At 44.2% G+C, this 22,564-nt stretch carries 22 protein-coding genes and 2 pseudogenes; 2 read left to right on the forward strand and 22 right to left on the reverse strand.

Going from position 1 to position 22,564, the window contains the following annotated elements:
- Window positions 1-35: 35 nt before the first annotated feature.
- From C6Y45_RS07970 to C6Y45_RS17475, 20 genes and pseudogenes are all read right to left on the reverse strand, one after another.
- The gene (locus C6Y45_RS07970; RefSeq protein WP_107584705.1) at window positions 36-275 is read right to left on the reverse strand and encodes a hypothetical protein; all 240 of its coding nucleotides are present in this window, start codon (window positions 273-275) and stop codon (window positions 36-38) included.
- 894 nt (window positions 276-1,169) lie between these two features.
- Window positions 1,170-2,306, reverse strand: a complete 1,137-nt coding sequence (locus C6Y45_RS07975) for a glycerate kinase (protein ID WP_107584706.1) — start codon at window positions 2,304-2,306, stop codon at window positions 1,170-1,172.
- A gap of 57 nt (window positions 2,307-2,363) precedes the next feature.
- Window positions 2,364-3,293: an ROK family protein gene (locus tag C6Y45_RS07980; RefSeq protein WP_107584707.1), complete on the reverse strand. Its 930-nt coding sequence runs from the start codon at window positions 3,291-3,293 to the stop codon at window positions 2,364-2,366.
- Between the two features lie 27 nt (window positions 3,294-3,320).
- Complete coding sequence (locus tag C6Y45_RS07985) at window positions 3,321-5,168, reverse strand: glycoside hydrolase family 125 protein (RefSeq protein ID WP_107584708.1); 1,848 nt, start codon at window positions 5,166-5,168, stop codon at window positions 3,321-3,323.
- 11 nt (window positions 5,169-5,179) lie between these two features.
- Window positions 5,180-6,022, reverse strand: a complete 843-nt coding sequence (locus C6Y45_RS07990; RefSeq protein WP_107584709.1) for a carbohydrate ABC transporter permease — start codon at window positions 6,020-6,022, stop codon at window positions 5,180-5,182.
- Between the two features lies 1 nt (window position 6,023).
- Window positions 6,024-6,929 carry a carbohydrate ABC transporter permease gene (locus tag C6Y45_RS07995; protein ID WP_107584710.1) on the reverse strand — a complete coding sequence of 302 codons (906 nt, stop codon included), beginning with the start codon at window positions 6,927-6,929 and terminating at the stop codon, window positions 6,024-6,026.
- A gap of 23 nt (window positions 6,930-6,952) precedes the next feature.
- Window positions 6,953-8,320: an extracellular solute-binding protein gene (locus C6Y45_RS08000; RefSeq protein ID WP_107584711.1), complete on the reverse strand. Its 1,368-nt coding sequence runs from the start codon at window positions 8,318-8,320 to the stop codon at window positions 6,953-6,955.
- Window positions 8,321-8,336: 16 nt separating this feature from the next.
- Entirely contained in the window at window positions 8,337-9,551 is a 1,215-nt protein-coding gene (locus C6Y45_RS08005; RefSeq protein ID WP_107584712.1) for an ROK family protein, read from the reverse strand.
- Window positions 9,552-10,012: 461 nt separating this feature from the next.
- Window positions 10,013-10,327 carry a hypothetical protein gene (locus tag C6Y45_RS08010; protein ID WP_107584713.1) on the reverse strand — a complete coding sequence of 105 codons (315 nt, stop codon included), beginning with the start codon at window positions 10,325-10,327 and terminating at the stop codon, window positions 10,013-10,015.
- Window positions 10,328-11,033: 706 nt separating this feature from the next.
- Window positions 11,034-11,234, reverse strand: a complete 201-nt coding sequence (locus C6Y45_RS08020) for a hypothetical protein (protein ID WP_107584715.1) — start codon at window positions 11,232-11,234, stop codon at window positions 11,034-11,036.
- Window positions 11,235-11,464: 230 nt separating this feature from the next.
- The gene (locus C6Y45_RS08025; protein WP_342752434.1) at window positions 11,465-12,130 is read right to left on the reverse strand and encodes a haloacid dehalogenase type II; all 666 of its coding nucleotides are present in this window, start codon (window positions 12,128-12,130) and stop codon (window positions 11,465-11,467) included.
- A 67-nt stretch (window positions 12,131-12,197) separates the two neighbouring features.
- Window positions 12,198-13,061, reverse strand: a complete 864-nt coding sequence (locus C6Y45_RS08030) for an alpha/beta fold hydrolase (protein ID WP_170098733.1) — start codon at window positions 13,059-13,061, stop codon at window positions 12,198-12,200.
- Window positions 13,062-13,357: 296 nt separating this feature from the next.
- Window positions 13,358-13,714, reverse strand: a pseudogene (locus C6Y45_RS17925) (peroxiredoxin family protein); the annotation flags it as partial.
- A 12-nt stretch (window positions 13,715-13,726) separates the two neighbouring features.
- Entirely contained in the window at window positions 13,727-13,864 is a 138-nt protein-coding gene (locus tag C6Y45_RS17930) for a hypothetical protein (RefSeq protein WP_245922614.1), read from the reverse strand.
- An 836-nt stretch (window positions 13,865-14,700) separates the two neighbouring features.
- On the reverse strand, window positions 14,701-15,018 hold the full coding sequence (locus tag C6Y45_RS08040) for a hypothetical protein (protein ID WP_107584718.1): 318 nt from the start codon (window positions 15,016-15,018) through the stop codon (window positions 14,701-14,703).
- Window positions 15,019-15,075: 57 nt separating this feature from the next.
- Window positions 15,076-15,873 (reverse strand): phosphotransferase, encoded by a 798-nt coding sequence (locus tag C6Y45_RS08045; protein WP_107584719.1) that lies wholly within the window; start codon window positions 15,871-15,873, stop codon window positions 15,076-15,078.
- 88 nt (window positions 15,874-15,961) lie between these two features.
- A complete protein-coding gene (locus tag C6Y45_RS08050; protein WP_107584720.1) occupies window positions 15,962-16,507 on the reverse strand; it encodes a DUF1697 domain-containing protein in 546 nt (181 codons plus the stop codon).
- A gap of 339 nt (window positions 16,508-16,846) precedes the next feature.
- On the reverse strand, window positions 16,847-17,887 hold the full coding sequence (locus tag C6Y45_RS08055) for a zinc-binding dehydrogenase (RefSeq protein WP_107584721.1): 1,041 nt from the start codon (window positions 17,885-17,887) through the stop codon (window positions 16,847-16,849).
- Between the two features lie 59 nt (window positions 17,888-17,946).
- Window positions 17,947-18,531: a hypothetical protein gene (locus C6Y45_RS08060; protein WP_107584722.1), complete on the reverse strand. Its 585-nt coding sequence runs from the start codon at window positions 18,529-18,531 to the stop codon at window positions 17,947-17,949.
- Between the two features lie 375 nt (window positions 18,532-18,906).
- Window positions 18,907-19,047 carry a hypothetical protein gene (locus C6Y45_RS17475; protein ID WP_160058243.1) on the reverse strand — a complete coding sequence of 47 codons (141 nt, stop codon included), beginning with the start codon at window positions 19,045-19,047 and terminating at the stop codon, window positions 18,907-18,909.
- Between the two features lie 309 nt (window positions 19,048-19,356).
- Between C6Y45_RS17475 and C6Y45_RS08065 the strand changes: the two genes are divergently transcribed.
- Window positions 19,357-19,683: a hypothetical protein gene (locus C6Y45_RS08065; protein ID WP_107584723.1), complete on the forward strand. Its 327-nt coding sequence runs from the start codon at window positions 19,357-19,359 to the stop codon at window positions 19,681-19,683.
- 287 nt (window positions 19,684-19,970) lie between these two features.
- Window positions 19,971-20,117, forward strand: a complete 147-nt coding sequence (locus C6Y45_RS17480) for a hypothetical protein (protein WP_160058245.1) — start codon at window positions 19,971-19,973, stop codon at window positions 20,115-20,117.
- 140 nt (window positions 20,118-20,257) lie between these two features.
- Here C6Y45_RS17480 and C6Y45_RS08075 read toward each other — a convergent pair.
- A pseudogene (locus tag C6Y45_RS08075) lies at window positions 20,258-21,159 on the reverse strand (DUF7916 family protein).
- Window positions 21,156-22,547 carry an N-acetylglucosamine-specific PTS transporter subunit IIBC gene (gene nagE / locus C6Y45_RS08080; protein ID WP_107584725.1) on the reverse strand — a complete coding sequence of 464 codons (1,392 nt, stop codon included), beginning with the start codon at window positions 22,545-22,547 and terminating at the stop codon, window positions 21,156-21,158. The pseudogene C6Y45_RS08075 and the gene nagE overlap by 4 nt, the downstream one beginning before the upstream one ends.
- Window positions 22,548-22,564 lie beyond the last annotated feature (17 nt).

Below are 22,564 nucleotides of genomic sequence, written 5' to 3' on the forward strand. Positions count from 1 at the left end.
CCTTCCAACGATAACTTCATTTAAAAAACTTCTAATCAGCGGGACCTTTTTTGATTGATTACATCTTCAGCATCAGTGATTCCAGAAGCCAGAATAAAATTTGTGTAAATTAATGCAGACCAACCTACCTCGTCAATATTGCCTTTAAAGCCATCAAGTTCTTCCATTTTTTTAGCCGCTTCTATAACAGATTTCATAGTCAAATCTGGATTCAAGACACGGCTTTCTTCTAATATTTTTAAAGATTCTTGCATGTTTAACTTTTGGTTAGTCATGATAGTCACCTCCTTTCCTATTTTCATAATATCCATAATATTATGAATATTATAAATAATATACCATGTAAAAGTTATCTATGGTGTAAAATTACAAAAAAAGGTCTTTCGTCCTTTTTTTGTCCATAGTATAGGTTATGGCATCTCTCATAACAGTTCTTCTATTCGTCCTACATTTTTCTGTTGAACTTGCTGGCGGGAGTGTCATCAGAAAAGAAAACTGCTGGTGCAACCGCCTTTTTTCTCATACCAAAGGTATCTTCTTTTGTTATTGCTGCAACCTCCGGATACCGGGTTGCAAAAACGGTTATAAGTCCTTTTTCACATATTATAGGTTGATTTCATGGCAACCTATATCCATTTTTAATAGACAACATACTATACTTTCCAATAACCATTGAAATTGGATAAATTCAACTCACTTTTTCTCGCTTAAATATAATACTATATAAGCATTTGAAAGATATACTTTATCTAACTGAGGGAGTTGAACTTAATAATTAGTTTCTGTTTCTGCAAACAGCCGCAGGCCCTCCAATGACAACACAGACTATAAAAGAGACACTCATGCACAATCAATGCCCCATGAAGAATGAAAATGTCCTTTTCCAGTAAGGTTACCTACTGCCGAAACAGGGGGAACGAAGCCTGTTTATGCACTGTCTTTTATACCGTAAGCTGTAGAAGACATGGAGAGACTACGAACGATTAAGGACGAGCCCCACTCTGACCGACAAAAAGAGGGCAGAATTAGCTGAGGCCGGCCCGCTCGGAAAGCTTCTCTATGGAAACTAAAGCGGCCGTTCATTTTATTTTCAAGGCAGCCATTTTTAAAACGGATTAAATACAACTAAGCTCTCCGTAACGAACAGCGGAGAGCTTAGTTAGATAACCTTACTTATTATGAACGAGGATCAGCCGCATCATGTTTTCCACTAAGCTTGTGAGCCATTCCGAAGAACGAGGTATGATTTCTTCCAGAGAGGCACTTTTTTTAATTAAGGAAAAGGCAGCGAGGATTCCGAGTTTATGCATCTGCTCTGAAGAGAGTTCCAGCTGGCCACATACAGCCACCACCGGGATGCCTAAGGATCCTGCCTTTTGAGCTACTCCGTTAATAACTTTTCCATCAAGTGTCTGACTGTCGAGTTTTCCTTCTCCTGTAATAACGAGGTCGGCTGTTTCCAGTCGTTCAGAGAAGGCAGCTTCTGACATGACCAGCTCAATTCCAGGGATTAATTCCGCCTGTAAAAAGGAAATGAGCGCCGCTCCTATTCCCCCGGCAGCTCCCCCACCCGGCAGTTCCAACATTTTCTTGTTCAACTGCTTCTCAGTCGTTACGGCAAAATAACGCAGATTGTTATCGAGTGTTTTGACCGCTTCCGAATCTGCTCCCTTCTGCGGGCCAAATACCGCACTCGCTCCCGCCGTTCCACAAAGAACATTCTGTACATCACTCGCTGCAAGAAAAACTGCTTCTGTAACACGCGGATCCAACTCAAGCGTGTCGAGCCTGTCCAGCTTGTGCAGATGTCCCCCGCCTTCTGGAATCGGCAGGTTATTTTTATCATAAAACTCTATTCCAAGAGCTCTCAAAAGCCCCATTCCAGCATCATTTGTAGCACTGCCACCGAGACCAAGTATAAAACGACGGTATCCTTTATCGAGTGCGCAGCGGATCAGCTCCCCCGTACCAAAACTGGAAGCATGGAAAGGATCAAGCTCCTCTGAGGTCAATAACTGCAGGCCGGAGGCCGCTGCCGTTTCGATCACAGCGGTTTCTCCATCTCCGAGAACTCCCCAGGCAGCCTCGACTTTTCGAAAAAAAGGATCATTCACTGTTTCATAATGAAGGTTTCCTCTGGAAGCAGCCGTCAAGTTTTCTACGGTCCCCTCCCCTCCATCTGCCATAGGGACTAAATCAACTGCTGCTTCATCCATCACATTGTTGATACCTCTCTCAATCGATTGACAGACTTCAAGTGCAGTCATGGAACCTTTAAAAGAATCAGGAGCTACAACGATTTTCATAAGTTCCCTCCTGCCGGTTTTTACGCTTATACAGCTTATACAGTTTCTACACTATCTTTAATAAGCCGCTTTTTCTTTTTTCCGGTGAATTAAAGAAGCGGCGGCCACCACCCCTGACTTAAAGTTTAAGGAGGACTTTTCAATCTCCACTTCTCCACTTCCGGGGTTCAATGTATTATTCTTCACATATTTTCTCACTTCTTTAAATAACGGCTCTCCTATATTGGAGACCCCTCCTCCAATAATAATTTTTTCCGGATCAAATAGATTAATAAGAGAAACACAGCCGATGCCGATATTTCTAAATATATCTGTCATCAATTCTACAGCCGCTGTCTCGCCATCCATGTAAAGTTGTACTACTTCCTGGGAAGAGAGAGATTTTCCGAAGCGCTCGCTTCCTCTTCTCGCAATTGCGGTTCCAGAGGCTATCCATTCAAAACAGCCTTTTTGCCCGCATCTGCATGTTCCGTAGGCAGGATCCATCACCATATGACCAACTTCTGCTGCATTGCCAGTCCTTCCTTCAAGCAGGTTTCCTTCCGCAAAAATGCCTCCACCTATGCCTGTACTGATCGTCAAATAAATAAAATTATGAAGATCCTTTGCTCCTCCGAGCCACTTTTCAGCTTCCGCCGCTGCATTAGCATCGTTTTGCAATTTGACCGGAAACTCGTACCGGGAAGTAAAAACGTTAACGATATCGAAATTTTCCCATCCCGGCAGATTTGGAGGACAAAGAATGCGGCCGGTTTTGGAGTTTAATGGGCCCGGAGCAATGATACCGAGACCTTCCATGAAAGATAAATCCAGACCCGTTTCCGCTGTTAACTGATCAGCTGTGTTTATTATCCGGAGACACATCTCCGCAGGCGGCACCGATTGATCGGTTTTCAGCGTTTCTTCCAGAAGAACGGTGCCTTCTGAAGTTACGAGCCCGACGGCTGTTTTTGTCCCTCCAATATCAATACCGATACTGTAATTCATTTTTTCCCTCCTTTCGCAGTGCAAAGATTACGTTTCTTCCATATAGAGAAAAACAGTGGAAATAAAAGCTCCCGGCCACGAAAACCAATGTCGGGATGTAACTTCTCCGCTGTTTTCGGAATACGCCTCTGAAAACATTCCATCAAACTGTACTACCTGCTTCAGCCGCTCCAGGATGCGCTGGATTCCCTGCTCATCTTCATGGTAATAATAGTAGAGAAGCTGTTGTCCATCCCCGAGCGGCCATGGATGAGGAGTGTGAACAGAACCGAGCCCTTCATATTTCCCTTCATAAAAACCTCCTTTATTTTCACCCGTCAAAGCAAAAGCAAAGGTTTTGTTCCATACGGGATCTTCTTTTTCGCAAAATCCCCAGACCGGTGCATAAATAAACGGCAGGTCATTGGCATCATGATACAGACTGCAGTTCCCCTTTAAATCGACGAGGTAAGCAAAAATCCCTTCTGGAGTAACAAATTCGGCCCACGTGTCCCGTTTAATATTTTCCGCCCAGCTGTTCAGCGGTTTTTCCGTAAAAGGACGCAGCTGATTCAGTTTATCCAGTTTTTTTATCGTATACCACATAAGAACCTGGCTGGAAAAATGGTAAGGAAATTCTACCTCATCGTCCGCCGGTGTTTCTCCGGTGGCAAAAATCCAGTGGGAAGAACTTTTATATTCGAGAAGCATCGAGAGAATCTGGTCTATTTCTTCCCAAATATCCGCCCCCAGCTTAAAGAGATTTTCGTTATTCATTTCAATGTAATCACAGATTTCCAGGAGCGGATAGCACTGCTGGTCGAGCTGAAAAACAAGATCTTTGCACGTTCCATTTGTTAAATAGGCTCTCCCCCAGTATTTTTCTGGGCGTTCTGCCCGTCTAAACATCCAGTTAATATGTTTTTTCACTGTTTCTTCCGCAGTTCCCGGCGACGTCTTTCCTCTTTTTTGTGCTTCCAGAAGAAGCTGAACCATGTAATAGGAGTCTCTGTTCCAAGACAGCGGTAGCAACTGATGGTCTGTAATAACGCACGTTTCTTCCTCATTTAAGGATACCGAGCAGCAGTTAAGGATATAATTGATGTTCTGCTGGACAACAAAGCTATTGAAATCCACCTCTTTTTCCTTAAATTCCCGGTTTTTAAAATCCCAGATTTTCTCCGGCCCGCCATTCGGCTCCAAGTCGATCGTCAACTGACATTCTCCCGTTTCTCCCGGCTGAAGTGTAATTTCTGTCAACAGGGTGCTCTCTTCGTTTAGTAAGTTCTCGTCTTTAAGAAAACTGCCATTCAAAGAGAAAGAACAAGCTGCTGAGGTTTTTAAGCTTTTATTTTCAAGCAGAAGAGTTTCATTCTGCCAGGAAGATCTGCGCTCAGGTTCCGGAATCGGAATAGGACCACCCTCTGTAAGCTGTCCGTAGCTGCTGCGGTTCATATTTGCTCTTCCTTCCCAGTAGACCGGCACAGCCATAACTTCTGAAGAGCCGTTGGTCAAATGGTCCACCTGGGTTACCGTAGACCCTTCCGCCTGAAAATAAGAACGGAGCTTCAGCGGCCCTTTGTCTCTTTCCAGAATAATCGTGCCTTCTTCGCTTATATAACTCTGCCTGGTTTGAAACCTTGTATAATGCAAGCCGAAACCTGCATTGCCTGCAATGCCTTTTCGGTATTCCCGTACAAATGAACTGTCATACCATTTATCATTAGGAAACTGGTCAAGAAGGCTCATTGTTATATAGCCGTAATCTTCGTTTTTATAATTGACAGATTTAAACTTTCCATCCTCCCCGAGACTGGCACTCAAGCTTCCGGATCCAAAATCCAGAGGTTTTTTATTCTGTACATTTAACGGCTTATAAATATTAAAGCTTTTCATTCTATCTCTCCTTATTCTTTTACCGCCCCGCTTGTTAAAGCTCCAACGATGTACTTCTGCAGAGCAACAAATAATATAATAACCGGCAGAATCGCAATCATACTCGCCGCCGCCAAATAGTGAGTCGTAATTGCTTCGGCTGTAGACTGCAGATTAATTAAACCTACCGATACCGGATAAAGCGCACTGTCATCGAGCAGAATAAATGGAATAACAAATTGAGACCAGCTGAGTACCCCGACGAGAATGGAAGCAGAAGCAATTCCGGGTGTGCTTACGGGAATAAGGACTTTCCAGATCATCTGCAGGCGGCTGCATCCGTCTATTTTCGCCGCTTCATCCAATGCCTGCGGGATCGTGTCAAAAAATCCTTTTAAAAACCATGTCGTAAACGGCAGCTGTATGGCTACGTAAACAAGAATCAAACTCCAGTGCATATTAATCAGGTTGAACTGAACAAACAAACGGTACAACGGAATCGCAACGACTACCGGGGACACCATCTGGAAAATAAGAATAAAAAGCATAAACGCTTTTTTAAACTTAAACTTGAATCTCGATAACGCATAGGCCGCCGGAACAGCGACTATCAGGGAAATAATAATTGTAGAAGCAACGATAATAAAAGAATTCATTAAATAGGTCAATATTTGTGTTCTCTCAAAAATATAAGCATAATTTTCAAACTGCGGGTCGGAAGAAAACCAGACGATGGGGGTCTGAAAAAGTTCCGGCACAGTTTTTAATGAAGTGGACAGCACCCAGAAGAGAGGAAACAGGAAAAACACGAGCACTACGGCATACAGCACATAGATCAGCGAATTTATCAACATTCTTTTCTTTCTGCTTTCCATGTCAGCCCACCTCCTGATTTTTCTGCAGCACTTTAAAATAAATAACGGTCATGAGCGCATTGATGAGCAATAAAACTACTGCAGTCGCAGCTCCCTGGCCCAGTTCAAACTGATTAAAAATACTGTTATAAATACTCAGTGCAATAACTTCCGTGCTTCTTCCCGGACCACCGCCTGTAAGAGCCATGACCATGTCAAATGTGTTAAATGTTTCTACAGTAACAATGATCAGATTCACAAATAAAACAGGAGACAGAATTGGTATAATGACCTTGAAAAGCCGCTTAAAAGCGTTGGCACCGTCCACCAGGGAGGCTTCGATCACGTCTCTGGAAATCGTCTGAAGCCCAGCGTAAATCATAATCATACTAAAAGCTGTACCTCTCCATATATTCGCTACTGTCACAGAAACAAGAGCATTGACCGGATCCGATAAAAAAGCGACGGAATCAGCGATGCCGAGAGAACTCAGTATGTAATTTAATACACCCGAGTCAGCTTCGTTATACATCATCATCCAAATGATCCCGATAATTACCCCCGGGATCGCCCAGGCGGTTAATACGGCTGTCCGGATGACAATCGTGCCGTGCAGTTTTCGTTTCATTCCCTGGTCGACAAGCAGCGCAATCGCCAGCCCAAGTATCATTTGAAATGTCACGCTGAAAAAGACGAAGACACCTGTAATAATAAGCATTTGCGTAAACCCGGGAGATGTAAACAAAGAAGTATACGACTCGAGGGTTACACTGTAATTAGTGTCCAGCAGTCCTGCATCTGTAAAGCTGAAACGAACAATTTCAATAATGGGATAGACGAAGACTAATAATAATACTGCCAGCAGAGGCAGGAACCATGGGATAGGGTTTTCCCCTATCCCTCTGTTCTTTATGCCTTTTTTCTGCATGAACACTCACCCCTTTTTAACGTTTACTGAACAGACTCCCATGCATCATCCAGAGCATCTTCGGGGGAGCTCGATCCAGACAATACACTGGAGACCGCATTGGACAATTCCGCCGAAATAGACGTATAGGATTCTGCTGCCGGACGCATTTCCGCATGGTTCAGGAATTCACTGAATTCATCTGAGAATTCTCCGCCTTCGTAATGTTCACTATCGTACAGGGATTCTCTTGTCGGCAGGTAACCACCTATCGTGGCCCATTCTCCCATCCCTTCATCTTCTACAAAGGTGTGCGTAATAAAGTCAAAGGCAGCCTGCTGCTTCTCTTCATCTTCAGCAAAGATTCCCCAGACCCATCCACCGGCAAGCGTCGTCTGGTCTTCCGGATCTTTATGCGGAATCGGCGCTACATCCCATTTATCTGCATCATCGCCGAGAATTTCTCTCATCTGAGCCACCTGCCAGTTTCCACCGATAAACATACCTAAGTTCCCACCGGCAATCTCCGCATTTAAGTCGGCTTCATTTCCGTAGGTGGTAACCCGTGTAGGTGTCACACCGCTGTCTACGAGCTCTTCCAGATATTCCAGCGTCTCCAACATAATTTCTCTGTTTTCTCCTTCACCAAACACTGGTTCCCCATCTTCATCCACCAGTTCGCCGCCCTGTGCCCAGAAATACGGCCAGAGGGAGGTATTGACGGTCGGCTCATCCGTTCCGCCAGGGAACATAAACGCATCGTATCCATCCTCAGAAAGCTCCTGGCCGATTTCGAGTACTTCCTCCCACGATTCCGGCGGCTCCGGCACAAGCTCGGTATTGTAATAAAGGTTTCGGACGTCAGTGGTAAACTGAATGCCGTAAACATTTCCATCCGGCCCGGTCATGACTTCCTGAGCAAAAGGAAAGAAATCATCAATTGTCAGGCCGGCTTCCTCCATAAATGGATCGAGCGGCTGAAGGTAATCGTAAAATCTCGGGAAAATATAGGAGTCAATCATCGCGACATCCGGGGCCCTCCCCTGGGAAGCCTGTTCCTGAAGGCGCGCCATCCCTTCGGAAATGTTGGAGGTGGTGACCATCGGATTCACTTCCATCCCTTCATTTTCCTCTTCCCACTCTGATATGGCGCTTTCCAGGTATTCCACTCGTTCTTCATCGGTTGCCTGCAAAGAATAAGGGGGGATGGCCTGCCAGTTAAGGACACCCGGTTCTTCTACTACTTCACCTTCAGAGTCGTTTTCTTCTCCACCCAGATTATTTTCCTCTTCGTTATTGCTATTTTCATTTTCCATGTCCTCTGCTGCTTCATTTAACCCGCCGCCGCATGCAGTAAATAATACGGTAACTCCTGCCAGTACAGTAAAAGTGGTCAGCCTGCTTTTTTTCATAATGAATCTCTCCCCTTTAATTAGTAATAAGTTTATTCTGATAAGAAAATAAAGAAAAAGAATCGTTAATTACCAGCGACGAAGCCCCAAGTACCACTCCTTCCTTAAGAATAGACTGCACTACGTGGACATTTTTCGTGTTTTTCCCCAGGACTCTGTGCTGAACGGCCTGTATAACGTTTTCTGTGACAAGTTCTCCGGCTTTTCCAAGCCGCCCCCCGAGGATCACAATTTCCGGGGAAATAATATTCAAAAGATTTGCTGTTCCGGCTCCTAAATAGGTGCCTGCTTCTCTGAGAAGGTTCTGAGCACCCGGCGAGCCTTTTTGAGCCGCTTCCACAATGTCATGAAATTTCACTTTTTCGATAGGCTTTGAAAAATATTCCTGGTCCATATAGGAGCTTTTTAAGTTGTTTCTCATTTTCTTCTCCAGTACCGGTATCGCAATAAATGTTTCCAGGCAGCCATAACTTCCACACGAGCATTTCTCACCAAAAATGTTGATGGTGGAATGACCCATCTCTCCCGCTTCTCCGGCCACGCCGCCATAGATCTGTTCGTTAATAATTAATCCGCTGCCCACCCCGTCATCTGCGAGAATATATACAAAGTTTCTGCTGTCTCCCCCCTGTCCAAACCATTTTTCGGCCATAGCAGCTACGTTGGCGTCGTTGTCGATAATAACGGGAAAATCGAGCTCTTCTTCCAACAGCCGTGTGATAGGTATATCTCCTCCTTTATAGTAGTTGGGTGGAGTGGACAGGCTTTCCATTTCATTAATCGGTCCCGGCATCCCGATTCCGACACCAAGTACTTTTTCTTTCGCAATGTTTCCTTCTTCCATAGTGGCCTGCAGTTCTTCTTTCAGAATTTCAATCAGCTGATCAAAACTTTCAACTTCTTCAGTTTCTTTCTTTCTGAATGAAAGAAAGTCTCCGTTTAAATTCGTAACGCCGATTTTTAGTTCTTTTCTTCCTATCTCCACACCTACCGAATACGCATACTCCGGATTGAAAGCCAGAAGGATCGGTTTTCTTCCTCCATTTGACTTGCCGCGTCCTGCTTCCATCAAAATGTTTTTGTTCAATAAATAGTCTGTTATCCTTGTCACTGTGGGCTGAGGTATATTAATTTCCTGAGAGATATCCACCCGGGAGATTTTTTCTTTATCCCGCACCAGTTTAATAATCCGCTGCACATTTATTTCCTTCACGTTTATACGACTCATCATTACCCCTCGATTCTGTAAAGCGCTTTCAATTTATTTCAGTATATATTCCTCCGGAGTTAATTTCAACATGAAATTAACTGAAAATTTTATATTTGACCTTTAGTCCTGCTTAAATTCTATTATCTTCCTAATGTGTGTTTCTTAAAATTTATACAGCGGCAGTTTTTTATATTGGTTACCCTTCTATTATCTTCGAAGGATCCCTCCTACTTTTAGCCAGTGAATCAATTTCATAAGTCACTTGAAGACAGGATTTTCTGAACATAGTGAAGGATTTGCACAGAGCTCGTCTTCATCCCGCCGGAGTCATGCTTCCGTTTTAATTATCCGATAATACATGCAAATATTCACGTTATAAATTGATAAAATGTTCGTTAAAAAATATATTATGTAATTAATTCCAGTATTTAAATACGGCCGGTCCTCCAATTATTGGAGAACCGGCCGTATGATCGGGAATATTAATTTTGTTCCATATGATCCATTTCGTTAAAGTTTGCGCTCGGTTCTGCTCCCATTGTGCCGTGGTGTTCCGTGTACATCGCTTTTACCTGCTTCGTACTCATGTTCGGATGCATTTCCTTCATCATCTTTTTCGCCTGGCCAAAATTAATTACCGCATTGGAGTCCATCATATGCTGGTGCATTTCTTCCATGTCCATGTGACCGCTGTTTTCTTCCGGCATTTCCATATCTCCACTCTGCGCGCTGACTCCCGTCATGCCTCCAGCAAAAATCATTCCAAATGCCAATGTTCCAATGATAAATTTTTTCATTTTCATCAGCTCCTTTTGGGTAACTATATCAGGAAAATGTGAAGAAAGTATTAAGAACTTCCCGGATTTTTGAAGATACTATAAAAAGAAGGCAGCTCATTACTAAGAATAAACATAATGGGAAGGAACGAATCATCTGAAAAGAGAAGGAATTGAACCTGCAGACTGAACAATAATTACATCTACTTTTTCAGAAAACCTGCGATATGCAGTCTTGCCCTTCCCACGCGGAATTTATCGATCGAATAGTTTTGGGTAAATTATCCACTTCGATGATTATTATAAAAAGAACGAAAGTATCCGCTATTTCTGTCAATTATGTGATGTATATAAGATATGGAACAATAAATATAGAGACAGTCGTCAAGCTGTTTATAAGGTGTTTTTAATACATGGGTATACGTTTCCCTGCTTTCGGGCGGGCCGGCTTCAGCTAATTTCTTCCTCCCAAACGGATCTTCTGCTCGTCCTATCTTGCCTCGGAGACGCCGGTGGGATTGGAGCGAAGTCGGAAGATCCTTTTCAAAGCCGGCAGGCATTGAAAACAGCTGACGGCGAGCCCCAGGGCAAGGCTGAGCGGAGGAAAAAGCTGTACGCTCAGAAGAATCATTATTCTGAAATCAAGACTTAATCAATACTCTGGCGAATATATAGATATTCGTATAGTACACTAAGGAGTAACCTGCTCCTTATTAAAAGATCTTATTCAACCGCCTTCGATGCAGGTGGCAGAAGTGCTGCCAATCAGGTTGTTTAATTCTATAAGAAGAGGAGACAGATCCTCGGGCTTAGTAATTTTTTCTAATGCCTTATTACTAAGAGGAATATTATTTCTTTGGAAAATTAACCTCGTTTCTTCCCAAACTTCAACAATTGCTTTTGGTGACATGTTTCCCTGAATGATCATCTCCGTGCCTCCCCTTCTTTATTGTACGAATCCGCAGCCTGTAAACAAGGTTTTGACTTGTGCATCTGTGAAGTTAACTGTTTTTTTAACAGTTTCTGCTTTTTCTAATTTGTATTTTGACGCAGAAATCATCCAGCGATTCAGCTTTAATTCATTACATTCTCAAGATAGTTCTATGCCATTTTCAGAGCCGCTTGGCCGGAAACTCCCCTTTGTCCAAAGATACGCTGTTACCAGGTGGTTACAGGGTTCAGCGTTGAATATTCATAATGCGGGGGTTGATGAAGTCCTTCGACCGGCTGATTGCTTCGATTAATCCAGGCTGTAGTAAACCCGAATGCTTTCGCTCCGCTTATATCCCAGCCGTTACTGGATAAGAAAATAATCTCGCTCCTGGGAACCTCTACCGCATCTAAAATAAGGTTGTAAGCTGCCGGCGTCGGCTTGTATTGTTTGACAGTGTCCACACTCAGAATATGATCCAAATAACCAGTAATCTGCGCCTGTTCCAGTAATGGATGCAGCATAACTGGATCACCGTTACTAAATACAATTAAGCTGTGCCCCTTTTCTTTCAAATTGCTCAGCACTTCCAGACTTTCTGGAAATAACGAAAGCGATTGGTAAGCCTTCAACAGCTCATCTTCTTCTCTAAGCGTTAAGGGACGGCCGTGTAATTCCGCCGCAAAGCGCAGCGCATCTCTTGTTACGTCAGAAAAAGGGACGTATTTCCCCATTGCCTGCCGGAGAAAAGTATATTGAATCTGTTTTTGCCGCCACGTTTCACTGATAGATTCTCCTATTCCGGGAAAATACGTTTCACAGGCTGTTCCGATAGAATGCACATCGAACAAAGTGCCATATACATCAAAAACAAACGTTTTATTTGCTGGCATGGTCATCCTCCCTCATTGGTCAAGCTGATCTAATTTAAATCCCAGACAATACAACGAATTAGGAAACTTACTTTTCACTCATAAACTTTTTAATTTCTGCAGCGAACTCTTCGGGTGCTTCCTGAGGGACCCAATGGGAAGCGTGATCGATTCTTACGAGCTTCCCGTTCGGCAGATCTTTTTCCAGCTCTTCCCCCGTCTCGACAGGCTGCCAGGAATCTTTTGTCCCCCACAATAAAAGAACGTCATGCTGAATATTAGGAAGTTTATGCGTAATAGAAGTAGTTTCATTTGTATTTAACGCTGAGGCATTGCGGACGAGACTTACTTTCCCTTCTTCGTGCAAATAAGGCTCCATAATTCCTTCTAAGAAAGTACTCGTAAGCTGCTCCTGATGGGAAAACATGTCTTTATATCCCTTGGAGAGAAAGTCTTCTATTTCCTGAGAAGTTTTGTTTTTACCTGACGGATGCCCCATCATCAGCATTTCTTCAATCGGCCAGGAATCGTAAGCCACGGTATTCGAGAGTACAAGTTTGTTTATTCGTTCAGGCTCATTAAGTGCAAGGAGTAACCCGACTCCGCCTCCGATATCATGCGCGGCAAGATTTACCTGCTTCAATTCAAGTTTTTCCATCAGTTTCACGACCAATTCTGCCTGCACCTGCAGGGAGCGGTCGAAGCGGTCCCGCTGATCGGAAAAGCCGTAGCCAAGAAGATCCGGTGTAATCACCCGGTATTCTTTCTCCAGCTCGGGAATAACTGCTTGAAATAAATAGGACCATGTAGGAATTCCGTGCAGCAGCATAATAACAGGACCCGATCCCACGTCTGTATAATTCACTTTTACCGGTTCCTCCACAATCCCCTCTAAAGTAACTGACTTTTGTCTCTGCTTGAATGCTTCTGCGGTCATTGTGTTATTGGTCATTTTGTTTCCTCCTTAAAATGATGTTAAAACTACAGCGGTGTTCGAAAGATTTACTTTCGTCTTTCCTTCTTGCAGCTCCTAGTGAAACTGCCTTTTTCCGTATTTCTTCACTTTAACTTTTTTAATATTTATATAACTGTAAGTCAGCTTACATTCCCATCCATGAGGTTTTATGAGCTTTTCCACTGATAAGGTAACGAATATACTTTTTTCTGGCTGGAAGAGATAACAGGAAAAGAAATTTTAAAGCCGGTAACGACAGCTGCAGGGCTCCGTGGAGCCCTGCAGCTGCTTTTTTATTTTAAATGTTTCTGAATATATTTTGCTGTTTTACGGAGAGCCTTGGCATCCGGCCTGCCAAACGGCCCCGACTGCTTCTGCACAAAAAGGATTCTTCCTTTTTCGTCGAGCAGAAAGATCGCTGGCTCTCCATGATTGCCTTCATCTTCATAGGGACTCGTTTCATCATCATGATAATAGACGCCGTAAGCCTCCAGCATTTCGTACTCTTCATCTGCAAGCATCGGAAAAGGAAATTCGTTTTCCTCCTGCCACACTTTCAGATTTTCGAGACGGTCGGAAGAGACAGTCGTAAAATAAATGTTATTTTTCGTAAAATAGCTTTCGTTCTCTTTTAGATCCTCCAGATCCGTTTTGCACGCTGGTCACCAGGAGCCCCGGAAATAAATAATATATCTCCACCCGCCTCGTTCCTGCATGTCTTCCTGAAGACGATACGTTTCACCGCTGACGGACGGAAGTGTAAAATCGGGAGCCTGCTCTCCTAACTTGAATTCTTTCATTTTCTTCACCTCATTTGAATAAAATAGTGGAAAAACAGCTGCTTTTTCGAACCATTCCCTGTCTGAAATTTCTAAAACTATTGGCTGCTATTATTCACCACTTGAGAAAGCTCCTTTTAGATGCCATTTTTACTAACCAGCTGAAGCTGGCGACGTTAATCGTTCAGCGCATTCAAAGTCCCCTTTTATTAAATTTTCACTAACAAAGCAGGCGTGTTTCCCACCTGCTTGAACGCCTCCACACGTGTTTTCTATGAAAACTGGCTGGAGCTGTTCAAACAAGCAGATTGAGCTCTTTACACTTCTTTTACCACTTTAGGCACTGCGAAGAGTCTGCCGGACCTTCTTCCAGACGCTTGATCCGGGACCTTGTCACATCGATAATTCGTGGGATTAAGTGAGAACACCAAATCACTATTGATCCGATACATTTCCAGTACACCGTATGTTTCAACATAGTAAACACTAAAACAAAGAGAGAACTGTTATTCCATCGGTCAGAAGATCGCACACTATCAGAAATAAAGAAGACCCCCCCTTTTAGAAAAAGGTGGGTCTCTACTTATATACGAAACGAGGAATTGATCTTAAAATTTTTTGATCCGGATCATATGCAATTGTCTTAACGGACAGACACTTCGTCTCTATATACTAGAAATGAAAGATACAAATTCAGAGCCTGTATCCCCGAGATTATCATACGCGCCCTTTGAATAACTGTCACCGGCAAAAGGCACGCAGACCACTGCTTCTTCATCGAACGGCTGTGGTTCTGCCGGTTGAAAAGCAGCTTCGCTGTTAAAAGGCACGAGTGATTCTTTATTGTAAAACGTTTCCTATGTATGCATGTAAATGCCCCAGGCTTCTGCCACTTCCACGTCATCCATGTACCATCCCCATCCGACGGTTCCTGCTCCGGCCAGAAGAACAATCAGCAGCACGGCTCCGTAAAGCTTCTTTCTTCCTCCTGCCGAGTGCTGGGCAAACAGCAGGACACCTGCCACTACTATAAACAGTACGGCTGCTGTCAGAAGCATCGCCATCCACGCAGTATGCATTTCGAAAAAAGTTATTGTCAGCGCTCCTACAAAGGCCATGAATAAACCTGTACATAGTGCCATCACGAAGGCAGCAGTCTTTGTTACCATCGTCATCCGTACGTCCCCCTTTCTTCCTTTATTGTAAGTGACGTACAGACTCTCCTCAAGGTGTTACACCCACTCTTTTCCATGTTTTCGAAGGAATGCCATATCATTTATGTAGTGTTCCAAGTGTCCTTCTTTTATCATTTTTTGAAAAGCTTCGTCCCCTTCTGCCGCTTTTCGTTTCATGTACATACAAAGTCCTTCCAGCCGCCGCACAGTCATTTCCAGATAGTTTTTTTCCATTCCTTCCATACCGTAAGAAGCAAAAAACAACTGCACTCTTTGTTTGATGCGCCCGGCATCCTGTGCTGGATTATAATACACGGCTTTTCCTGTTTCCGTAAGATAAAACCTGCTTAACGGCACACACGTATACAACGTATAGGCGATATCCCAGAGCCTTGGTCCGGGAGCAGCTACGTCAAAATCAATGATGCCTACCGGCTTTTCTTGATGGAAAATGATATTATACACTGCAAAATCGTTGTGGCATATCACCTCGAAGTTATCCGGGGTGTTATCCAGCGGCTGCCATCTGTCCGGAACAAGAAAATCTGCGACAGCATCATGGAAGGCACGCTGCTTTTCCGCTATTTCTTTTAAGACGTCATCCGACCACATGTATTCTTTCAAAGGGTAATTTCCAGCTTCTCCTTCAATATACGTTAATACCTCTCTCCCTTGTTCATCGATCCCTAAAAACTTCGGCGCGAAATCGAAACCCTTCGCTTCTAAATGCTTTAATAATGGATGAATCAAGGCGCTGACCGGTTTTAACTGCCGGCGGACCGTATCCTCCGACCGATAGACGTCTGAAACGTTTCCTCCTGAAAGCTTTTGTTCCTTTCCGCCGTCCTCTTTCATTCGAACCCTCCTTACGATTGATGGCCTGTCTTCGTTTACTTTACCATTATAATAGACGATAAACCCTTTCCTGAAAAAGGAATTTCAGTCAGTTGCATCCTTCTTGCATGAGTTCGTATATTTTCCGGGCGGTATTGACGTTTCTTACGGTAACCTGTTTGTATAGTTTGGAACCTACTATTTTTGACATCCCACTTTTGGTTAAATCTTTCTTGTCTACGGACCAGAGTATGGCTCCTGGGACATATTTCACCGTATCAATAGCTGGCTTGACCGCAAGCTTTTCAAGTACAGCCTCCTCATCCACTTCATCCCATAAAAACATCACATCACTTTTCATGTTTTTATCATTTTTCCATTCAGGAGGGATGGCGTGAATGATCCGGCGGACATCATCGAAACTAAGGACGAGCACGTTAATCTGCAAGCCAAAATCATCATATATCGCTTCTTCCAAAACAGATGACAGTTCTTCTTTTGACAGGTTTTCGTTTGAAAAAATAATATTCCCGGTGTGGAGGTACGTTACAACATCATTCATCTCCACGTTTTCAAACGTTTGTTTTAATAACTTCATATCGACTTTATTATTTCCACCAACATTAATTCCCCGGAGAAGCGCGATATACACCACAGCAATCTTCCTTTCGGCTTTATCTTACTTATACTGATTATACCCGCTGCGAGATCTTCCTTACTTCTTTTTGTTCCCACTGATGAAATAATGCATCAGGATTATTTCTTCTTCATTCGGTGCTTAATGTTTCTTTTCGTAATATCGGGATTTTACATTTGCAAATAAATACGTCCCTTCCTGTTATCTTTCAGCGCGTTCAAGTACGTCCCTAACTCTTCAGACGTTTCCGGTTCATAATGAGAGGTCACACAGCAATCGACTTCGTACTTAAAGATGTGCTTCTGAATCGATCGCTGCCTGATGCATCGTCCCCCCCAGTACTTTGCAGGGATTGGTTTATTTTTCAGGGAGCAGAACCACCTTGCCGAGTTTTCCTTCTTTTTTGAAATACGTCTGTGCTTCCCGGGCTTCTTCCAGCGGAAAAGTACGGTCAATAACTGGTTTGATTTTTCCTTCCGACACAGCGTGAAGCAGTCGTTTAAACTCTTCCCTCGTCCCCAGGACCGAGCCGAAAAGCGTAATGTGCTTTAAGTACAGCGTTCTAAAATCAAGTTCCGTCTTCTGACCGCCGGCAGATCCGGATGTACAGAACTTTCCGCCTTTTTTCAGTACTTGCAGCGAAGTGGAAAATAACGCATCTCCCACCACATCCAGCACCGCGTCAATCGGACCGCCATTTGCTTCTAATATTTCTTCTGCAAGGTTCGCTGATTTATAAGATAAAACATGGTCTGCTCCCAGTTCCTTCAATTTCCCTTCCAGGTGTAAATCCCCTGTAATCGCAATCACCTCTGCCCCAAACACGTTGGAAGCAATTTGTACGTTTAAGGAGCCAACGCCGCCGTTTGCTCCGGTTACCATGACAGTCTCGCCAGGCTTGATGTGCAGCTGTTCTGCCATATGCCACGCGGTCAGCCCGCTTACCGTAAAAACCGCACTTTCCGTATAATCAGCAAGAGGCATAGCAAAACATAGATGAGCCGGCCAGACGACATATTCCGCGTATCCGCCGTCATATTCTGAACCGATAAAGGACATATCTTCGGAGATATGTTCAAAGCCAGCTTCGCCGCTGGACGTAAACGGGAAAAGCACCACTTTTTTACCTGCCATCGATTCATCCACAAATTTTCCGGTCTTCACTACGATTCCTGTTATATCGGAGCCCGGTGTACGGGGAAACTGAACTCCTTCCGGCCGCCACCCGGACTTGGAACCTGTCCCGTAAGCTCCCTCCCTCATCCAAATTTCTGTATTATTGATCGCACAGGCTTTCACTTTTATTAACACTTCATTTTCCTCAGGCTCCGGTACAGCCTGCGTCACCACTTCCAACTTATCCACATCCCCATAGCCTGTTACCTGTACAGCTTTCATCAACTCATCTCCTTCATTGGATTCATAACAGTACAAAGGAAAGACTATTCCTTCACTCTTTATCTTTCCTGCGATAATTCGTTTATACATTCTTCCCTGATCTCCCATAACGTGCCGGCACTGAATGTTTGGTTCAGTTTATTTTCATTTAACCAGACACGTATGTAAGAACGGTGAAAGTTCACTTTATAACTTCCAATCTGCGGTGGGGTGATCTGCTCTTCCTTCAAAAAAGTATTAATCGGTTCGCCATTTTCGTCCAGGCTCGTAAAATCATATCTTCTATCTTTATATTTTAAATAACAGTGAGCTTCTGGAACAGCTTTCAATCCGTGTTTTTGAAGGATACGTCCTACTCCGGGTGTATTGTTGTCATCCATTTCATATATCCCCGTATACAGCTTAATGTCTTCTACTTTTTGTTCCATACACAAGTGCGCCAGTAAAGCATGCTTCGTGCTGCAGGTTCCCCTTTTTTCTGTTAATACAAGTTCATATTCTCTTCTTCTGCTGTTTCTTCCATAAGGTAAATTCCCAATAAAATGCACAGCCTGCGTAAACTCATTTATTCCAAGACGAAGAAATTCTCTGGAAATCCTTCCTGTATGATTGATTTTAAAATTGGGTAAATCCTCTATGTTCATCAGATCCCTCCTGTAATTCTCCTAATGCCTTCTGTACTTCTCGTTATGAAGCAAGAGCTTAGGGATCGCAGACTATTATAAATTCATTCAGTGAGGTGGCTGTTTTAGTTTGTACAGATTGATGACTGCAGGAGTCACTAAAAGCTCTACACTCATTCTGGAAGCAGTAACTCAATCAACCATTTTATAAACCCGGTCAATCCGGCTAATTTATAGGTAACGTTTTAGTATCCTGTAGATGGATTGAATTATTAAAATCATTATATCAAAAACTGTATGAGCATTTTTATGTAACAAAACCAGCGGAGAAGCTCCCTTTAGAATGTTTGCTATTCCTGAACAATATTTTGTATGTAAACTATAGTTACTGAATGGTTATCCCTGTTCCTGGACGTTAACCTCGTTTTTACCAATACAAATTATCAATACGCCAAACTGCCACTGCTGTATTTCCCGTATTCCCCCACAGATCCTGCTCCGTAAAGTTTCTTTCTCCCCGCTACTGAGTTCTTTCATTTTCTTCACCTCTTTTAAATAGACCGGGTAAAAAATAACTGGGTTCATTTCCTGCTTCATAAGCTTCTGTTTAAATGCCTTGAAGAAATATATCTTTACTGAATTGCTCAAAGCCCGGAACATCGAGCAGAAAAAAAGGGTAATTTATTTCTATATGAAGAACAATTTATGCTATAATTTACCAGTAAATAAATGTATAAAATAATGCCGGAAACAAAATGGCGTCTGAGTTCATCCTTACAGAGGCTGTCCGCACCGGTGTTATACGCTTCGCGGATTCAAAAATTACATATACAAAGGAGAAACAGAATGATTACAGCTAACGTGGAAATTGAGAGTATTCGTAAAGAAGGGCGTTATATTCTGGGGACACTGCTTCTGGACAAAGGATCTAGGGTCGAGCGTTATGAGCTGGACTGCTTAATGAAGAAAGGTAATGCCGGGTTTGAACACGTATTTCTGAACGGCGTGAATTTGCTGAATGGCGGCGTGGAAACCGGAACGTATTATTCAAAAGAGGAACTGTACAATATTTACGCGGTGGGACACGCAGCGAAAGATTTAATTATTGATTTCCACGAAAGTGAAAACATATTTTATAAAAAAAGCAGAATGATGGGCATGAGACCGAACTAACATACGAGATGCATACAGCTGCTGCTTGAATCTATTCAGTTTCATAAGGCAGTTTTCACCGGACGCTAAAAGCCTGTCAGGGTACTTCCTGACAGGTTTTTCAGAGTGTTAATTAAGTTTATTTTTAAAATAATTATTCCTATTCCTGCGTGTATCTTTCTCCAGCACTTTCCTGCCTGTAGGACTTGTCTGCAGCTGTCTGTCCTGCCGGCTTTGAAAAGGAACTTCTGACTTCGCTGATCCCACCGGTTTCCCCGCCGGACGTTTCAGAGAAAAAGAAACGCTTGATGAAAGAAAACGATCAGTTAAGTGTAATTTTATCACAGGATATTTCTTTTTATTTTCCTGCTGAAGCCGAAGGGGACGACTCCGTGGCGATAAAGGACGAGCCGAAGATCCATTTTTTCCAACCCTCAGGCGGAAAAATTAGCTGAGGCCGGCCCGCCCGGAAAGCGTTCCCCGTAGGCGAAAGCAGAGAATCATATACGTCTCATTAAAAACACTTTATAAACTGCTTGAAAAGCCTGTCAGGGTACTTCCTGACAGGCTTTCGTCCGTGTGAACGTTTCTTTATTTACCTGCGGATGGAGCGGGCCATGCGGATGTACGTATGACGCCGTCCGCGGATGGCAATGGAGTAGGCCATAATGTTTTCAGGAACAGCGATGCCCATATACCCCGCGTCACCGATGTGATGGATATCGGCGCCTGCCATTTTATTCTGCAGAGCAAGCTGCCGGATGGTGGCTTCATCGGCCCCTTCCTGGCTTGTACCGATCGTCAGCATCGTCAGACCACCGTGTTTTCTGACTATCTCCACCCAACGGCCTGCTTTTTCAAGTGTGACACCCGGCACCGTCCCGGGAGCAGGCAGGAGTACGACATCGGCCCCGGCGTGAACAAATTCATTGACGAGTTCATCGGAAACTACGTCTTCATTTACTCCTGCGCCGTGCATTTTCCCGGCGATGACCATCGTCTGATCTCCGAGTATTTCCCTGGCGCGGCTTACCGCCTCGACAATCTGCCGGTTGGAAACGCCCGTCTGCGGATTGCCTGTCAGACAAACAAAATCCAGTCCTTCTTCCTTTACCTTATGGAGCGTTTCCCGGGAAGCGGTCCGGCCTTTCGGAAGCGTCAGGACAGCCTCGGTGAGATCTGCTTCCGGATCCACCGGCTCGAGATTGATCCCGAGCGGGCGGCCTGTCAGCTGTCTGACCTGCTGGAGCGGATTTTTTTTTCATCCGGCAGGCCGTATACTGCCGGATGGAAGATATCGCAGCCGTTCAAGAGAAGCAAGTCCGCTCCGAAAGCAGAGGCAAGTTCGGCATTCGTCACTTCCGGATACAACGGCGGCGTGGCTCCGATGACTTCCGCTATGACCACCCGCCCTTCGGAAGCTTTAATCGCCTGCTTTAATTCTTTTCTTGTCATGTTCAACAGTTCCGAACTGTCTGCGCTTAACACCCGCTTCATTCTTTTCTCTCCTTTATTGCGTCTGCGAGAAACTCAACATCTGTTCCGATCACGATCTGAATGTTTTTCTCCCCCATTTTCATAATACCTTTCGCTCCATGTTTCTTGAGTGCTGCTTCATCTACTTTTGCCATATCTTCGACGTTCAGACGGAGCCTTGTCGCGCAGTTATCGACACCCGTAATATTTTCTTTTCCTCCGAGGCTTGTAATGAAAGCTTCCGCCATATGGGAGTACTTATCGTCTTTGGACTTTGAAGTTTCTTCCGCTTTGAAAGAGTCACCTGCCCGGATGAGCTCATCATCTTCCTCCCGGCCAGGGGTTTTCAAATCAAGTTTTATAATCAGGAAGTAGAAAATCACAAAGTAAATGGCACCGAAGACGAGCCCCTGCACGAGCAGAATAAGCGGATTTTGAGCTATTCCGAAATTCAGGAGATAGTCAAACGCCCCGGCTGAAAAACCGAAACCGTGCCGTACATCAAGTAAGACAGCCACCATCATCGAGATCCCTGTGAGTGCCGCATGGACGACGTAAAGAAGCGGCGACAGGAACATAAAGGAGAATTCCAGCGGCTCGGTAATACCTGTCAAAAAGGACGTCAGCGCGATCCCGATCATACCGCCAGCCATGGCTTTACGATACTCTTTTTTCGCTGCAAAAATCATCGCAATCGCTGCCGCAGGAAGACCGAACATCATAATCGGGAAAAACCCTGCCATGAAGTATCCTGCCGACGGATCCCCGGCAAAGAAGCGTCCGATTTCCCCGGTGGCTCCTTCATATTCCCCAAACACAAACCAAATCAGTGTATTAATAACATGGTGAAGACCGATGGGAATCAAAAGCCTGTTCAGGAATCCGTACACGCCGGCCCCTAAAGCTCCGGCACCAAGCATCCATTCCCCGACACCGTGAATAAACTCCTGAATCGGCGGCCATGCAAACCCGAAGATAAAAGCAAGAACGACCATCACGGCCCCGGTGATAATCGGTACAAACCGGCGGCCCCCGAAAAAAGCGAGCCATTCCGGCAGCTTGACGTTGTAGTATTTATTGTAAAGAAGTCCTGCAATAATACCGGATAAAATTCCGCCAAGAACCGACATGTCAATGTCCTCGTTAATCGCTCCGGCCCCTTCCGTCAAAACAAAATACCCGACGGCCCCGGCGAGTGCGGCGGCTCCGTTGCCGTCTCTGGAAAGTCCGACAGCCACCCCGATCGCAAAGATGAGTGCCAGGTTGGCAAAAATAGCGTCCCCCGCCGCTGCCATGAACGGAATATCCAGCAGGTCTTCCTGCCCGAGCCGCAGAAGCAGCGCCGCGGCAGGAAGAACCGCCACCGGAAGCATCAACGCTTTACCGATTTTCTGCAAAAAAGCTAACATAATATTCAACCCCTTTT

This window comes from Alkalicoccus saliphilus (assembly GCF_003044065.1).
Lineage (GTDB): Bacteria > Bacillota > Bacilli > Bacillales > Salisediminibacteriaceae > Alkalicoccus > Alkalicoccus saliphilus.

What these genes read in the sequence shown, in the direction of transcription:
- C6Y45_RS07990 (WP_107584709.1), bottom strand. Translation starts at nt 6,022, where the DNA reads ATGGAAAGCAGAAAGAAAAGAATGTTGATAAATTCGCTGATCTATGTG.
- C6Y45_RS08025 (WP_342752434.1), bottom strand. Translation starts at nt 12,130, where the DNA reads ATGCCAGCAAATAAAACGTTTGTTTTTGATGTATATGGCACTTTGTTC.
- C6Y45_RS07980 (WP_107584707.1), bottom strand. Translation starts at nt 3,293, where the DNA reads ATGAATTACAGTATCGGTATTGATATTGGAGGGACAAAAACAGCCGTC.
- C6Y45_RS17930 (WP_245922614.1), bottom strand. Translation starts at nt 13,864, where the DNA reads ATGAAAGAATTCAAGTTAGGAGAGCAGGCTCCCGATTTTACACTTCCG.
- C6Y45_RS08065 (WP_107584723.1), top strand. Translation starts at nt 19,357, where the DNA reads ATGATTACAGCTAACGTGGAAATTGAGAGTATTCGTAAAGAAGGGCGT.
- C6Y45_RS08045 (WP_107584719.1), bottom strand. Translation starts at nt 15,873, where the DNA reads ATGAAAGAGGACGGCGGAAAGGAACAAAAGCTTTCAGGAGGAAACGTT.
- C6Y45_RS08030 (WP_170098733.1), bottom strand. Translation starts at nt 13,061, where the DNA reads ATGACCAATAACACAATGACCGCAGAAGCATTCAAGCAGAGACAAAAG.
- C6Y45_RS08010 (WP_107584713.1), bottom strand. Translation starts at nt 10,327, where the DNA reads ATGAAAAAATTTATCATTGGAACATTGGCATTTGGAATGATTTTTGCT.
- C6Y45_RS08000 (WP_107584711.1), bottom strand. Translation starts at nt 8,320, where the DNA reads ATGAAAAAAAGCAGGCTGACCACTTTTACTGTACTGGCAGGAGTTACC.
- C6Y45_RS07970 (WP_107584705.1), bottom strand. Translation starts at nt 275, where the DNA reads ATGACTAACCAAAAGTTAAACATGCAAGAATCTTTAAAAATATTAGAA.
- C6Y45_RS17475 (WP_160058243.1), bottom strand. Translation starts at nt 19,047, where the DNA reads ATGAAAGAACTCAGTAGCGGGGAGAAAGAAACTTTACGGAGCAGGATC.
- nagE (WP_107584725.1), bottom strand. Translation starts at nt 22,547, where the DNA reads ATGTTAGCTTTTTTGCAGAAAATCGGTAAAGCGTTGATGCTTCCGGTG.
- C6Y45_RS08040 (WP_107584718.1), bottom strand. Translation starts at nt 15,018, where the DNA reads ATGACGATGGTAACAAAGACTGCTGCCTTCGTGATGGCACTATGTACA.
- C6Y45_RS08005 (WP_107584712.1), bottom strand. Translation starts at nt 9,551, where the DNA reads ATGATGAGTCGTATAAACGTGAAGGAAATAAATGTGCAGCGGATTATT.
- C6Y45_RS08020 (WP_107584715.1), bottom strand. Translation starts at nt 11,234, where the DNA reads ATGATCATTCAGGGAAACATGTCACCAAAAGCAATTGTTGAAGTTTGG.
- C6Y45_RS07975 (WP_107584706.1), bottom strand. Translation starts at nt 2,306, where the DNA reads ATGAAAATCGTTGTAGCTCCTGATTCTTTTAAAGGTTCCATGACTGCA.
- C6Y45_RS07995 (WP_107584710.1), bottom strand. Translation starts at nt 6,929, where the DNA reads ATGCAGAAAAAAGGCATAAAGAACAGAGGGATAGGGGAAAACCCTATC.
- C6Y45_RS07985 (WP_107584708.1), bottom strand. Translation starts at nt 5,168, where the DNA reads ATGAAAAGCTTTAATATTTATAAGCCGTTAAATGTACAGAATAAAAAA.
- C6Y45_RS17480 (WP_160058245.1), top strand. Translation starts at nt 19,971, where the DNA reads ATGAAAGAAAACGATCAGTTAAGTGTAATTTTATCACAGGATATTTCT.
- C6Y45_RS08060 (WP_107584722.1), bottom strand. Translation starts at nt 18,531, where the DNA reads ATGAACATAGAGGATTTACCCAATTTTAAAATCAATCATACAGGAAGG.
- C6Y45_RS08055 (WP_107584721.1), bottom strand. Translation starts at nt 17,887, where the DNA reads ATGAAAGCTGTACAGGTAACAGGCTATGGGGATGTGGATAAGTTGGAA.